Annotated in this window: 13 protein-coding genes; 2 read left to right on the plus strand and 11 right to left on the minus strand. The window is 58.0% G+C overall.

Translation table 11 applies throughout. The annotated features are described in order from the left end of the window. Positions 1–9 precede the first annotated feature (9 nt). The 8 genes from fghA to ACEU5R_RS26050 form a co-directional block, all read right to left on the minus strand. Complete coding sequence (fghA, locus tag ACEU5R_RS26015) at positions 10–840, minus strand: S-formylglutathione hydrolase (protein WP_023464790.1); 831 nt, start codon at positions 838–840, stop codon at positions 10–12. 58 nt (positions 841–898) lie between these two features. Continuing rightward, a complete protein-coding gene (locus tag ACEU5R_RS26020; protein WP_023464791.1) occupies positions 899–2233 on the minus strand; it encodes a DUF3422 family protein in 1335 nt (444 codons plus the stop codon). A 182-nt stretch (positions 2234–2415) separates the two neighbouring features. After that, the gene (locus tag ACEU5R_RS26025; RefSeq protein ID WP_023103885.1) at positions 2416–2814 is read right to left on the minus strand and encodes a VOC family protein; all 399 of its coding nucleotides are present in this window, start codon (positions 2812–2814) and stop codon (positions 2416–2418) included. A gap of 43 nt (positions 2815–2857) precedes the next feature. Next, the gene (locus ACEU5R_RS26030; protein ID WP_011871467.1) at positions 2858–3967 is read right to left on the minus strand and encodes an S-(hydroxymethyl)glutathione dehydrogenase/class III alcohol dehydrogenase; all 1110 of its coding nucleotides are present in this window, start codon (positions 3965–3967) and stop codon (positions 2858–2860) included. Positions 3968–4026: 59 nt separating this feature from the next. Then, positions 4027–4302 (minus strand): formaldehyde-responsive transcriptional repressor FrmR, encoded by a 276-nt coding sequence (frmR, locus tag ACEU5R_RS26035; protein ID WP_007182548.1) that lies wholly within the window; start codon positions 4300–4302, stop codon positions 4027–4029. A gap of 282 nt (positions 4303–4584) precedes the next feature. Then, positions 4585–5475 carry a carbon-nitrogen hydrolase family protein gene (locus ACEU5R_RS26040; RefSeq protein ID WP_028690945.1) on the minus strand — a complete coding sequence of 297 codons (891 nt, stop codon included), beginning with the start codon at positions 5473–5475 and terminating at the stop codon, positions 4585–4587. Next, positions 5472–6080 (minus strand): GNAT family N-acetyltransferase, encoded by a 609-nt coding sequence (locus ACEU5R_RS26045; protein ID WP_028690944.1) that lies wholly within the window; start codon positions 6078–6080, stop codon positions 5472–5474. The genes ACEU5R_RS26040 and ACEU5R_RS26045 overlap by 4 nt, the downstream gene beginning before the upstream one ends. Position 6081: 1 nt before the next feature. Continuing rightward, positions 6082–6489, minus strand: a complete 408-nt coding sequence (locus ACEU5R_RS26050; RefSeq protein WP_023103882.1) for a ketosteroid isomerase-related protein — start codon at positions 6487–6489, stop codon at positions 6082–6084. Between the two features lie 154 nt (positions 6490–6643). Between ACEU5R_RS26050 and ACEU5R_RS26055 the strand changes: the two genes are divergently transcribed. Then, positions 6644–7549 carry a LysR family transcriptional regulator gene (locus tag ACEU5R_RS26055; RefSeq protein ID WP_023103881.1) on the plus strand — a complete coding sequence of 302 codons (906 nt, stop codon included), beginning with the start codon at positions 6644–6646 and terminating at the stop codon, positions 7547–7549. A gap of 150 nt (positions 7550–7699) precedes the next feature. On the opposite strand, the gene uvrB is transcribed toward ACEU5R_RS26055, so the two are convergent. From uvrB to ACEU5R_RS26070, 3 genes are all read right to left on the minus strand, one after another. Further along, on the minus strand, positions 7700–9676 hold the full coding sequence (gene uvrB, locus ACEU5R_RS26060; RefSeq protein WP_028690943.1) for an excinuclease ABC subunit UvrB: 1977 nt from the start codon (positions 9674–9676) through the stop codon (positions 7700–7702). 375 nt (positions 9677–10051) lie between these two features. Next, positions 10052–10483, minus strand: coding sequence for a DUF488 family protein (locus ACEU5R_RS26065; RefSeq protein WP_023835768.1), 432 nt, complete (start codon positions 10481–10483; stop codon positions 10052–10054). 252 nt (positions 10484–10735) lie between these two features. After that, complete coding sequence (locus tag ACEU5R_RS26070; RefSeq protein WP_024086516.1) at positions 10736–11716, minus strand: IS5-like element ISPa26 family transposase; 981 nt, start codon at positions 11714–11716, stop codon at positions 10736–10738. Between the two features lie 448 nt (positions 11717–12164). On the opposite strand from ACEU5R_RS26070, the gene ACEU5R_RS26075 reads away from it, so the two are divergent. Beyond that, entirely contained in the window at positions 12165–13106 is a 942-nt protein-coding gene (locus ACEU5R_RS26075) for a LysR family transcriptional regulator (protein WP_028698648.1), read from the plus strand. Positions 13107–13477 lie beyond the last annotated feature (371 nt).

The raw sequence follows: 13477 nt of genomic DNA on the forward strand, positions 1-13477 counted from the left end.
TCCTCTCTCTCAGCGTTTCAGCGCCGATGCGTGGTGTGCCATATGCTCGCCAATGAAACTGGCAATGAAGTAGTAGCTGTGGTCGTAGCCTGGGCGCAGATTCAACGTGAGCGGGTGCCCCGTCTCGTCGCAGGCCTTGCGCAGCAGATCGGGCTGAAGCTGACTCTCCAGGAACTCGTCGCCCAAACCCTGATCCACCAGCAGCGGCAGACGCTCCTGCACGGTGCGAATCAGCTCCACGGTGTCGTACTGCTTCCACGCCTCCCGGTCGCTGCCCAGGTACGCCTCGAAGGCCTTGTGTCCCCAGGGAACCTGGGTGGGCGCGACGATGGGCGAGAAGGCCGAGACGCTTCGATAACGGCCCGGGTTGCGCAGGGCGATGACCAGAGCACCGTGTCCCCCCATGGAATGGCCGCTGATGCTCCGCTCCGCTGTCACGGGAAAGTGGGCCTCGATCAGCGCCGGTAGTTCCTGCACCACGTAGTCATACATCCGATGATTCGCAGCCCAGGGTTCCTGCGTGGCGTTGACGTAGAAACCTGCCCCCTGTCCGAGGTCATAGGCGGGATCGTCGGCAACGCCTTCGCCGCGAGCGCTGCTATCGGGCGCGACGACGGCAATGCCATGTTCGGCTGCGTAGCGCTGGACGGCGGACTTGGTGATGAAGTTCTGCTCGGTGCAGGTGAGGCCTGAAAGCCAGTACAGCACCGGCACCTTGCCGTGCTGTGCCTGCGGAGGCAGATAGACGCCGACTTTCATCGTGCAACCGAGCGTCGTGGATTCATGCTGATAAACGTCCTGCCAACCATCAAAGCTGGCGTGATGTTCGATGCGTTCCATGGTGTTCTCCTATGTTCAAAGGAACGGCGCAGCTCTCGCGCGCCAGGACGGCAGCTCGTCAGGAAGATTTCTCTTCCGCTGCCGTGTCGCCGTGGGCGTGTCTGATCCTGCGCACGATCCACCAGATCGTCAGCATCACCGCAGGCACCAGAACCGCCATCACCGGCGCCACGCTGTCGTGAACCATCGGAATGCCCTTGAGCAAATAGCCGAGAAGACTCACGACGTAATAAGAAATTGCCGCGACCGACAGGCCTTCGACGGTTTGCTGAAGGCGCAATTGCATCTTGGCCCGGTTGTTCATCGACGCAAGCAGATCGCGGTTCTGGCGTTCAAGCTCGACGTCGATCCAGGAACGCAGCAACGCGATGGCCCGGGTCAGCTTGTCGGAGAGCTTGGTCTGGCGCTCCTTTACGGATTGGCATGTCCGCATGGCGGGAGCGATGCGACGCTGCAGGAAATCCGCCCAGGTGCAGTACCCGGATACGGCCTCTTCCGAAAGCGCTGCCAGCCTTTCCTCGACGATCTCGTAGTAGGCACGGCTGGCGCCGAAGCGATAGAGATTCGCCGCAACGCCAGCTTCCAGCTCGGCAGCCAGGCCGGTCAATTCGGACAGCAGCACGTCGCTGTCGCGCCGTTCCACCAAGCTCGTACACATCTCGTCGGTGATCGCCGCAAGGCGCGACTCCATGCGTCGCAGTTCCGACGTCATCGATCGTGTCAACGGCAGGGACAGCAACGCCAAGGTGCGGTAAGTCTCGATCTCCAGCAGACGTTGAGCCAGCGCACCCGCCCGCGCCGGGGTCAAATCGCGGGCCAGGACGAGGATCTGCGTCAGGCCATCCTCATCCTGTCGAAAGTCGGTCAGGATGGCGGCAGAGCCGTTCTCCACCAGCGAGTAGCACAGGCTGGCAGGATCGAAGCGATCGACCTCCTTCTCCGTTTCCGGCGTCCACGGAAGAAGTCTCAAACGGATGCCGGATACGACCGGGCCGGGAGGAACAAATCCATGCTTGAACGGATTTTCGCCGCACGGCTCTCCCGTCTCGGAATCCAGCGAAGCGCACCAGAGATACGTCGAGAACTCGGTGTGCTTTTCGCAGTGCAGGTCTCCTTCATCCCATGTCACGCCGTGGAGCGGCGTAGTATGGTCGGGTTCGGCAACGCCGAAGCGATGAGACAACTCGCTCATCGCCATCTGATCCCTGGCCTGGTCGCCTTCGGTCATGAAAGCGAGCTGCAATATGCCGCGGGGGGCCTGAATCAAGAGATGCGGGCGCGCGTGCACTTCACCCACGGCGGCAGCACGATCGGTATAGGCCGGCATGCCGTACACGGTGGCGGTCGGGGTGGGTTGTACGGTCGTCGTATTGATGTTGGCCGGCTCTTTCATAACGACCTCATTTCTTCTTGGTTGAAAAACACGCTTCAAAGCAAATGCCCGCAGCCATGCGTTTCGCACATGGCTGCGGGCCGATCTTCATGAGCGGGCACCGCTCTACACGGTCCGTCTAATAGGCTCGCCGTGTAGAGGCTTGTGCTGGCCCTTTCAGAACGCCCTCAGCTTCCTAGCTTTCAGACGAAGGTGTACGAGCAAACCTTGTTGCCCGCCGGATCACGCAGGTAGGCCGCATAGGCACCCGGCAGGTGGCCACGCGGGCCAGGCTGGCCCTCGTCGGTGCCGCCTGCGGCAAGGCCGGCGGCGTGGAAGGCATCCACTTCGGCGGGAGTGGCGGCCGCAAAGCCGACCGTCACGCCGTTGCTGGAAGGCGCTTCACCATTGCCCGGACGGGCGATGATGAAAGCCGGCTTTTCGCGACCGAAAAGCACCCATCCGTTGCCGAAAGGACCGAGGTTCTTGATGCCGAGAGCACCCAGAGCGGCGTCATAGAACGCGGCCGACTTCTGGACGTCGGCGGCGCCGATGAAGACGTGCGAGAAGATGCCGTCGCCGGAAATGACAGGATTGGACATGGTTAATTTCCTTGGTGGTTGGTGTTGAATGGATAGTGAGTGATCAGTAGTGGATCACCGTGCGAATCGACTTGCCTTCATGCATCAGGTCGAAGGCGTGGTTGATCTCGTCGAGACCCATGGTGTGAGTGACGAACGGGGCGAGATCGATCTCGCCTTTCATTGCGTCTTCCACCATGCCCGGGAGTTGGGTGCGCCCCTTGACCCCGCCGAAAGCCGACCCCTTCCAGGTCCGGCCGGTGACCAACTGGAACGGACGGGTCGAGATTTCCTTGCCGGCCCCGGCGACGCCGATGACGATCGACTGGCCCCAGCCGCGGTGGGCAGCTTCCAGAGCCGAACGCATCACGTTAACGTTGCCGATGCACTCGAAGGTGTGATCGACACCCCAGCCAGTCATCTCGATCAGAACCTCGTGAATCGGCTTGTCGAAGTCCTTCGGGTTGAGACATTCGGTCGCGCCGAAGGTACGAGCCAGTTCGAACTTCGCCGGATTGGTATCGATGGCGATGATGCGGCCCGCTTTGGCCTGGCGTGCACCTTGAATCGCAGCGAGACCGATGCCGCCGAGGCCGAAGATGGCCACCGAGTCGCCGGGCTGTACCTTGGCCGTGTTGTGCACGGCGCCGATGCCGGTGGTCACGCCGCAGCCCAGCAGGCAGACGTGCTCGGGGTTGGCGTCCGGGTTGATCTTGGCCAGCGAGACTTCGGCGACGACCGTGTATTCGCTGAAGGTCGAGCAGCCCATGTAGTGGTAAAGCGGCTGACCGTTGTACGAGAAGCGAGTCGTACCATCGGGCATCAGCCCCTTGCCCTGGGTTGCGCGAACCGCGACACACAGGTTGGTCTTGCCGGACTTGCAGAACAGGCACTCGCCGCATTCGGCGGTGTAGAGCGGAATGACGTGATCGCCAGGCTTCACGCTGGTCACACCTTCACCCACCTCCACGACGATACCCGCACCTTCATGACCCAGCACGACCGGGAAGAGACCTTCGGGGTCGTCGCCCGACAGGGTGAAGGCGTCGGTATGGCAAACGCCGGTATTCGTGATCTTGATGAGCACCTCGCCCTTGCGCGGCGGCTCGACGTCGATCTCGACGATTTCCAGCGGCTTTCCTGGCCCGAAGGCAACTGCTGCACGTGATTTCATGATGTCGCTTCCTTTACTAGCTAACTAAATTTGCCCTCACCGAGGGCACCCTGGTGCCTCTATCGCAGATAGGAGCGGACGATAGAGATGGTCTCGTCAATGGACTTGTTCTGCGAATCGCTCCTGATTTCGCTACTGGGAAATTCTTCCCGCAGATAGCTCTCCAGAACGGTTGCCATCAATCCGTTGACTGCCCCACGAACGGCCGCAAGCTGCTGAAGAATTGCAGGGCATTCCGCACCTGCATCAAGCGCTTGCTCAAGAGTCGCTACCTGACCTTTGATGCGCCGGATGCGCGTCAGTGCTTGCTTCTTTTCTTCCGGACTGTGTGGCATCGAACACCTCTCTACTTGGGTACACCGCCGCATTATACAATACTCCCCCATAGTATATGCGGCCGAACTTTGCCAGAAATTCTGTGCTCTTCGAGCACTCTTACAGGCTAGTACAGGTTTGTTCCCAAGAAGCGCAAAACATTCAAATCAATGAATATTTCTTGCATGTATCGACAGCATCGGGGCAAGTTCAAAACTGGTCAAACTGGAAAAATCTATGCGCAGATAGATATGACCTATCTAAGCCGACTCATCGAGTTGAAGCTATCAAGATGAGACCGGCTAGGCGACCTGATGACCCGAGTGTCGAGCTTTCCGCAGTGCAGGCAACATCTGTCCGTCCCAGTCACGATCGACCGCAACCTGGGCCTGTTCTTGGTTTCGTTCGAGTGCTTCAACGTCAAGATCACCGATCGCCCATGTCTGCGTGCCGCAAGTAGTCGCGAGAATGCCATCCTCGGGGAATCCACGATCCATGGGTGCATAGATCGTGGCCTCGCCAGTGTTCGTGTCCAGCGCCGGACTCCAGTCAGCAGCTCCGGTCGTCACGGCCTGTGCGACGAACATCCGGTTCTCCAGTGCCCGCGCCATGCAGCCCACACGAACCCGGGTTGCACCTGCCCTCGTGTCCGTACAGCTCGGGACCAACAGCAGGCGTGCACCCGCCTCTCGCTGGGCTCGCACGGGCAATGGAAACTCACTGTCGTAGCAGACAGCGATGCCGGCACGCACGCCATTCAGGTCGAACACTTTGAGTTCGTCGCCCCCCTCGATGACGCCAGTGTCTTTCTCGAACCCCGTCAACTGCAATTTGTCCTGGTAGTCACGCGTGCCGTCCGGCGCAAACCACCACGCCCGGTTGCGATAGCGATCCGGTCCAACCCGGGTCAAGAACGTACCGGCCTGAATGGTCATGCGCAGCTCGCGCGCCAGGTCGGTGTACAGGGCCAGCCACGCAGGCTGCAAGGCCTGCAGCGCGGCCAGCGAGGCGTTGAAATCCTGGCGGATGCCAGGCTCGAACATCGCAGCCAGTTCGAGGGACAGATATTCTGGCAACACGGCCAGTTCCGCTCCGGCACGGCTCGCCTCCTCCAGAACCCGCCGCTGCCGCGCTGCGAATGCCTCGAAGCCCGTGGGCTGACCCACTGCGTATTTCGCAACTGCTACTTTCATTTCGCGTTCTCCAGGGAGCGCAGCCACATCGTGAGCGTCTGCTCGGTTTCGCTCGGCTCACCCACCTGTTTCCAGGGCAGCGTAACCTTCATGTCCGACTGCCGCACGTAGCCACGACGGATCCAGAAGGGATCATTACTGCGGTAGTTGGAAGGACGCCGGGGATCGTCGTCTGCTCGATCCACCGACGCGAACGATGTCCACTGCATGCCGCCCAACGAACGGGCATGCGCTTCGCGTTCGTCAAAGAAGCGATGGCCCAGGCCAAGGCCCCGGAAGGCCGGGAGCAGGACTGATTCGCCGCAGTAAAACACTGCCTCCATCGGGATTCCTCGATCGGCGAACGGCACCTGGAAGGCCGGCTCCGCATCGCCGAGCGGCAATCCCGTGGACGCACCCACGACCACGTCATCAGCGAGCGCGAGTACCAGCAGGCTGTCTGCCGAACGGGCGTACATAGCGAGGTAGTGCTTCTCGTATTCGGTGTCGCCCTCGTACAGGTAAGGAAAGCTGCGGAAGACGCTCGCCCGCAGGCCTGCCACGGCATCGAACCATTCGGCAATGTCCGGACCACGATGAACCAGCACCTGCACGTCGCTGGTCATTTCAGGCGTCCCCTCCAACCTGTGCGATCCAGTCGCCGAGGTTGTAGTAGTTGGTGACACGAGCGATCTTGCCATCGCGGATCTCGAAGAACGCGCCGCCCGGCAGCACGTAGCGCTGGCCCTGGGCTTCCGGCAGCCCGTCGTCCGTGACCTTGTATTCGCCATGCACCACGTACTCCGCGCCTGCACACAGGCCGTCGGCGCTGACCATCACCACGATCCCGCGCAGTTGCTCGCCATAGCAGCGGTCCATGCGCTGCAGGAAGGCGCGGAAGGCTTCGCGACCGACCTCACGAGCGCCCTGGTTCAAGTCGTGCGCGACGTCATCGGTCAACATTGACAGCATGGCCTCGCGGTCACCGCGGTTGAAGGCGTCGTAGTAGGCAGTGATGAGAGTCGCAGCGTTCATTCGCGTTCCTTATTGGGTTGTTCGGAGCGGAGCATTCCGGGGTGTTGTCAGTCTGGGCAACCGCGCCTCCCTTGTATATGGAATTGTTGCGATTTTATAATTCCACAATCTGGAACAATCAACGAGCAGCGAAATCGGCCATAAGGCGTGCGTCATGAACAAGGAAATGGAACTACTGCGCATCTTTCGGGTGGCGGCCGAAAGCAGCAGTTTTCGCGATGCGGCCGTCCGGCTGGGGACTTCTCCGCAAGGTGTAACCCGTGCCATCCAGCAACTGGAGCAACACTACGGCGAGGTGTTGTTTCATCGAAGCACGCGCCAGGTGCGCATCACCGCCTTCGGCGAAGGGCTGCTAGACCAAGTGCGCCCCGCATTGGAGCGGTTCGAGGATCTGTGGCGAACGCCTGGCTCCGACCAGCAGGCCTCTCTGTCCGGTACGGTTCGCATCACCGCACCGCACAGCTTGGGCACCAGAGCGGTGCTACCGGCACTGGAGCGCGTGGCCGCGCGCCATCCCGGCATCACGCTGGATGTGCGCCTGTCCGATCGCATCAGCAATACGGTTGACGAAGGGATTGACGTCGGGATCAGGGTCGGATTCATGCGCGATAGCCGCTTCGTCGCACGCAAGGCCGCCGACATGAGACTCCCCATCGTTGCCGCTCCGCGCCTGATCAAGAAAGTGGGCGTACCTGCAAACATCGATGCGCTAAGCAGCCTGCCAGTTACCGTGGCCTTGGATATCAATACCGGCCGTCCCTGGCCTTGGCACTTCAAGGCGGGACGCCAGTGGACACCTACCGCACCCACTCTCGTCGCAGACAATGCCGACATGGAAATGGGAGCGGCGCTGGCCGGGATCGCGTTCGCGCAACTGGCGGACTACATGGCCGCCCCCTACATTGCCAGCGGGAAGCTCGTGCGAGTGCTGGAGAACGAAGAACCTCCGGCATGGGGGTTGTACGTCTATCGGCCTCAGCGTGGCCCCATTCCGGGAAGGGTTCGAGCGGTATTTGATGAAATGCTGGTCGCCGTTGGATCGTTGCCAGCTTTGCGCTGACACGTCGCAAGACGCTGTAGGGCACACACCTTGGAAAGCGGGGCACTGAGCCTCGGCGGCTCACCCCTCCGGTTGAATGATGAGCCGACCGTCTGCCCGCTTGCCCCAGGTGCAGATCGGTCGGCCATGCAACTCAATGCCGGCGAACGATTAGATGTAAATGAATTGCCGGTACAACCCATCCAACTGATGACGAATGTCTTCGACGCGCTGCTCGTCACCGGTATCGGTAAATTCGAGTAGCTGCTGTTCCTTGGCAGTGATCTGATCGCAAAGGTCGGACAAGTTCTCGCAGAAAGCCTCGGAATGAACGGTGGGCTCCTCCGTATTCGTCTCTTCCCCTGCTAGTTTTCGCACAGACGAGGCTGGAGAAATCCCATTTTCCTCGTTAAAGGCAATTTGAAGCTGCCTGCGCCTATTGGTCTCATCGATCGCCTGCTTCATCGCCGGCGTCACCGCGTCGGCGTACAAGATCGCCTTGCCGTTTTCATTCCGAGCGACTCGACCGATCATCTGAATGAGCGCATGGGCCGAACGCAAGAACCCTGCACGGTCTGCATCGAGAATGGCAACCAATGATGCCTCTGGAATATCCAGCCCTTCGCGCAAAAGACTAATCCCAATCAAAACATCGAACTCTCCTGCGCGCAGGCCATTGATGATCTCAACACGATCCTCCGCTTTTATGTCCGAATGCATGTAGCGCGCTCGAATCCCGTTGTCCGTCAAGAAATCCGTTAGCTCTTCTGCACTGACCTTCGTCAGCGTAGTCACAAGCACTCGATTCTTTCTCTTCACGCACTTCGATATTTCGGCAAGCAGGTCATCTATGTATCCATCCGCTTTCCGCACTTCAACCTTGGGGTCAAGCAGTCCCGTTGGCCTGATAACCTGTTCGACAACCCTGCCTTTCGACACCCTCAGCTCGTAGTCGCCCGGAGTAGCGGAAACAAAGATGGTCTGAGGCTTGACCTTCTCGAACTCGTCAAAGTTCAATGGCCGGTTGTTCTTCGATGAAGGCAAACGGAACCCGTAATCGATCAGCGTGTCCTTGCGCGCCTGATCCCCCCGGTACATTGCGGATATCTGTGGCACCATGACATGAGATTCATCGACGAACAGCAGCCCGTCTTTCGGCAAATAATCCAGCAACGTGATCGGAGGAGAAGCTGCGTCTCGGTCGCTGAAGTAGCAGGAATAATTCTCCATCCCCGAGCAATAGCCGACCTCGCGCATCATTTCCACGTCATGCGTGATCCGCTCGTACAGTCTGTTTGCCTCGACCAAGCGATTATTCCTGTTCAGCTCGGCAACCCGCTCTTCCATATCAGCGAGTATCTTTTTGGATGCAGAATCTATTTTGTTCGTGGGCGGTGCGAAAAGCGTTTTTGGCGAAACCAAATAATGGTCTATCTCTCCCAACGTCTTGCCAGTAACAGGGTCCATCCATTGGACAGACGCAACAGTGTCATCCAACAGTTCCACCCGAACCGCCCTGTACTCGGAATCAGCGGGGAAAATGTCAATCACATCACCTTGGACGCGGAACGTTGCACGCTTGAGCGTACGCTCCGTGCGATCATATTGCAGCAAAGCCAAGCGACGAATTAGCTCTCTCTGGTTTAGTTTGACCCCAGGGGACAGAGCGATCTGTAGCGCTCGATATGCATCTGGATCACCCAGGCCGTAGATTGAAGACACCGAAGCGACGACGATCACGTCACGACGCTCAATCAAGGATTTGGTCGTGGACAGGCGCAGGCGCTCAAGGTGGTCATTGATGGCCGAGTCCTTCGGTATGAAACGATCGGTGCCCGGCATATAGATCTCGGGCTGAAAATAGTCGTAATACGAAACGAAGTACTCGACCGCATTCTCAGGAAAGAAGTGCTTCATTTCACTATAGAGCTGCGCGGTCAACGTCTTGTTGGGAGCCAAGATCAACGTGGGCCGCTTCAGACGATGAATCACATTGGCCATGGTGAAGGTCTTACCTGAGCCGGTGATACCTTTCAGCGTCTGGTGCGTCGCACCTTCTTCTATGTCCGACAGCAGCCGCGCGATCGCCTCTGGCTGGTCCCCCGCCGGCGTATAGTTGGAGTGCAGAATAAACATACCGGTTGACATTAGATATCTCCTAATTGAGCTACTTCAATTTGTCCTGATGTATCGGCTATTCCAGAAGACCTATAGCAGTACCAAACTGGGGTGTAAATGACGGCGATCCTGCCGCGCCCCACCTGGGCGTAGGCGTCGCCAACATGATAGCCCAACACATGGGCGGGCTTCCCAGTGCATATCCGCCGATCGCCACGACGTCAGCCAGCGGCCCGTCTGCCAATGCACCTGGAGCCACTCGCCTCGTTGAGCGCTGACATCGAGCCGTGGCGGGCGAGGTTGCTCTGTACGCCCAATGTGTGGCGCCGGCTCCCGCCGATACGCGCCTTTGTCTCTCTCAGCCCTCCAGACGAGGCGTTGGAAACGTGGAGCTACGTCGCCCCTCTAAAGATGCACGATCTCAACATTCGGCCATTTGCCTGCAAGGTACTCGGCCACTAGCCTCCGATGGCAGTGATGGGGCTTGTCTTCGCTGCAAAGCAGGCAACTGTTATCAATCTTTTCTTTATCGATTGACTCAATCTTTCGGGACGACATTAAATCCAGAAATTTACTGGCGTAGATATCCCAATCTCCCCCTTTTATTTTATATTCCTCGAACATGTCTTTGGTTGGAGCAAGTGCTGGTAGATGTTCATATTCCATCCCACACAACGCCTCGGAAAAATATCGAAGATCCTCGCGTTTAGCGAACCCGGCCAATTGCGAAACATTATTCAGGCGAACATCGACAAGGCGCTTGGCACCAGAAGCACTTAACTTGGTGAAGAAGGACCGCGCGGAGGTCTTAGTGAATCCAATCGTGAATATCTTCATCTGCCTTATTCCCCTCGTTCCTTCATCCATAAATGGCTGTTATTGAGCTACCGCCAGGCATGCCCGTCAATCGCAGCTAAGGAAACGCTGGGGGCATGGTGTACTAGGGATGGTCTGAAGTAGCCCCTGTTTTCCGGCTACTTCGCCATCGACACTTTCAAAAAACGGTAGCCGCTCAAATCCCGGTCAAACCTGCCGTCTATTTCAGCCTTTTTTGCCGCTGCAAGCACCTCGCAGCAGTCACTTCACTCTTCACGGACGCACCTCTCCTGCATTGGAGAGCAAATGTCGACGCGCCATCCAAATGTTCGACAGGGCGAACAGCGTCACCATCTGAGCAGTGTTTTTCACCAAGCCTCGGAAGCGCACTTTCGTATAACCAAACTGGCGCTTGATCACCCGAAATGGATGCTCAACCTTGGAGCGAACCTGGGCCTTGGCTCTTTCGATCTTACGTATCGCTTTGTATAACGCGCTGCGGTTACCGTGCTTTTTGTAAGTGCTGCGCCGGGCTGCAATCTGCCAGATGACTTGGCGCCCCTCATGCTCTTCACGCTTCTCTACACCGGTATAGCCCGCATCAGCGCAGACCACGTTCTCACCACCGTGCAGCAGTTTGTCGACTTGGGTTACGTCCGCGACGTTGGCCGCAGTGACCACCACGCTGTGCACAAGCCCGGACTCATCGTCGACACCAATGTGAGCTTTGGCACCGAAGTAATACTGGTTGCCCTTCTTGGTCTGATGCATTTCCGGGTCGCGTTTGCCGTCCTTGTTCTTGGTCGAACTGGGCGCATGAATCAGAGTGGCATCGACGATGGTGCCTTGTCGCAGTGACAAGCCACGGTCGCCCAAATAGCCATTGATCACGCCGAGAATACCGGTGGCCAACTCATGCTTTTCCAGCAGGCGACGGAAGTTGAGGATGGTGGTTTCATCCGGGATTCGCTCCAGGCTCAGACCGGAAAACTGGCGCAGGATCGTCGTCTCGTACAGCGCCTCTTCCATCGCCGGATCGCTGTAACCGAACCAGTTCTGCATTAGATGAATCCGCAGCATCGCCATCAGCGGATAGGCTGGACGGCCCCCTTCGCCCTTTGGGTAATGAGGTTTGATCAGAGCAATCAAACCCTCCCAGGGTACGACCCGATCCATCTCTATCAGGAACAGCTCCTTGCGGGTCTGCTTGCGCTTACCGGCGTACTCGGCATCGGCGAAGGTCATTTGTTTCATCATCGAAAAGCTCGGCGATTGGTGTCCGGGGATTTTGCCAAATCAGGAAGTCTTTTTCAGGATTTCCCCAGCTGCGCCACAACGGCCATGGCAGGCTCCATTCTCTCCCCGCTTCAACGGCCACGACCCGAACAGCTCAAGAGCTTAGCACCGCCTTTTGCGGTTGCGTGCCTCACCACTCACGCTTACTCCCTTCCAGAACGCGCCAACTGCTAAGCTACATGAGGACGACTCGCCCACAGCGCAAAGCACCTGTGTTCGCGCTATTGGCTGTCCCGTGCGTTGTGGTGCTGACCGTCGATGACGAGTCGAACCTACTGTATGGGCACTGCGCGCGGCAGCCTTTCATGCGTGCCAGCTACGTGCCCAAGGTTGGACGCGGATCGAAGCGTGCGCAGGGTTTTTCGTGAAAGTATAAAATCTAATCAACTTTATCAGAAGAAAATATATGATCGTAAGAAACTTTGAATACTTGCTTGCTTTGCACCGTGAAGGCCATTTTGGCAACGCGGCCAAAAGCTGCAATGTTTCTCAGCCGACACTCTCCGCGGGCATTAAGCAATTGGAGGAAGACATGGGTGTCGAGATCGTGCGTCATGGCCGACGCTATGACGGCCTCACTTCTGAAGGGATGCGCGTACTGTCTTGGGCTCAGCAGATGTATGACGACTGCAAAGGGCTGGAGCGAGAACTCTCCGCACTACGGCGAGGTATAGAGGGGCAATTCCGGCTAGGGATACTCCCAGGAACTGCCGGTGTAGCGCCCACATTAAGCATCGCCCTTGCTGAAAAAACACCCTTACTTCAACAATCAGTTCTGGTTTCCGGCGCTTCTTCCCTGCTACAGGCGATTCGAGAAAACAATTTGGATATCGCACTCATGCATTTGGAGGATATCCCAGGGGAAGACTTCGATACTCACCTTCTGTACCGTGAACGCATTTTCCTTTTTCACGCCGCGAGAACACAGCAACCCCGAAGCACAACGTGGGACCATGTTCTCAATAGACAACTCTGCGTGCTGAACTCGGCAGTACCTGAACCCATTCAAGATAGGCTGATGCAATGTACCGCGCAGACTATTCGCACTGATTCAATTGACGTGCTATCGGCACACGTGGCGACAGGAAAATATTCGGCAGTTCTTCCGCAATCTCTCGCCGGCCAACTCGCGCACATTCCAAATCTCCACGCAATCGCAATCAATGGACCAATGTCGCACTCAAATGTCGGATTCGTTGCTGGGAAAAATGCGTTCGAGGCACCGTCATCGCGTGCATTGCTCGAAATGGTGCACACCCCCGAACTCGCCGCCACTCTTCAATCCGTTATATCGATCCATCGTCGGTTCCAGCCCAAAGCAGACTCATCTCAAAGCCCCCTGAAATAGCGAGTCTTGAAGAGCAACTCTGTATTGCTTCAACCAGGCGAAGATTGCAGGCATGCCGTGTGCGCCGCTAACAGGCGCCACGTGCTGAGCAACCCATCGAAGGCCACTAGGTCCAGGGGCAACTCGGGGGACAGGAGTACCTGCTGCATGCGGCCTCCTCATGTCTCGCTGGGTCGAGCTGACTGTTCCTAGATCAAGCTAGGAGGCGCGATGTAGCGATGATCGTTGCCCTCTCCCGGCTAGGAGACGAGCACGGCTCGACGATCCCGCGTAGATAGATCGTGCCTATCTGTACATAGATTATTCCAGTTTGACCACTTCTGAGCTTGATCCGATGCTGTCAAGACCGCAGAAGGAGACGCGGCCAACGG

It is taken from the genome of Achromobacter sp. 413638 (assembly GCF_043119405.1).
Taxonomy (GTDB): Bacteria; Pseudomonadota; Gammaproteobacteria; order Burkholderiales; family Burkholderiaceae_B; genus Achromobacter.

Excerpts from the sequence above, each read along its gene's own strand:
- fghA (WP_023464790.1), bottom strand. The coding sequence starts at position 840 with ATGGAACGCATCGAACATCACGCCAGCTTTGATGGTTGGCAGGACGTT.
- ACEU5R_RS26020 (WP_023464791.1), bottom strand. The coding sequence starts at position 2,233 with ATGAAAGAGCCGGCCAACATCAATACGACGACCGTACAACCCACCCCG.
- ACEU5R_RS26025 (WP_023103885.1), bottom strand. The coding sequence starts at position 2,814 with ATGTCCAATCCTGTCATTTCCGGCGACGGCATCTTCTCGCACGTCTTC.
- ACEU5R_RS26030 (WP_011871467.1), bottom strand. The coding sequence starts at position 3,967 with ATGAAATCACGTGCAGCAGTTGCCTTCGGGCCAGGAAAGCCGCTGGAA.
- frmR (WP_007182548.1), bottom strand. The coding sequence starts at position 4,302 with ATGCCACACAGTCCGGAAGAAAAGAAGCAAGCACTGACGCGCATCCGG.
- ACEU5R_RS26040 (WP_028690945.1), bottom strand. The coding sequence starts at position 5,475 with ATGAAAGTAGCAGTTGCGAAATACGCAGTGGGTCAGCCCACGGGCTTC.
- ACEU5R_RS26045 (WP_028690944.1), bottom strand. The coding sequence starts at position 6,080 with ATGACCAGCGACGTGCAGGTGCTGGTTCATCGTGGTCCGGACATTGCC.
- ACEU5R_RS26050 (WP_023103882.1), bottom strand. The coding sequence starts at position 6,489 with ATGAACGCTGCGACTCTCATCACTGCCTACTACGACGCCTTCAACCGC.
- ACEU5R_RS26055 (WP_023103881.1), top strand. The coding sequence starts at position 6,644 with ATGAACAAGGAAATGGAACTACTGCGCATCTTTCGGGTGGCGGCCGAA.
- uvrB (WP_028690943.1), bottom strand. The coding sequence starts at position 9,676 with ATGTCAACCGGTATGTTTATTCTGCACTCCAACTATACGCCGGCGGGG.
- ACEU5R_RS26065 (WP_023835768.1), bottom strand. The coding sequence starts at position 10,483 with ATGAAGATATTCACGATTGGATTCACTAAGACCTCCGCGCGGTCCTTC.
- ACEU5R_RS26070 (WP_024086516.1), bottom strand. The coding sequence starts at position 11,716 with ATGAAACAAATGACCTTCGCCGATGCCGAGTACGCCGGTAAGCGCAAG.
- ACEU5R_RS26075 (WP_028698648.1), top strand. The coding sequence starts at position 12,165 with ATGATCGTAAGAAACTTTGAATACTTGCTTGCTTTGCACCGTGAAGGC.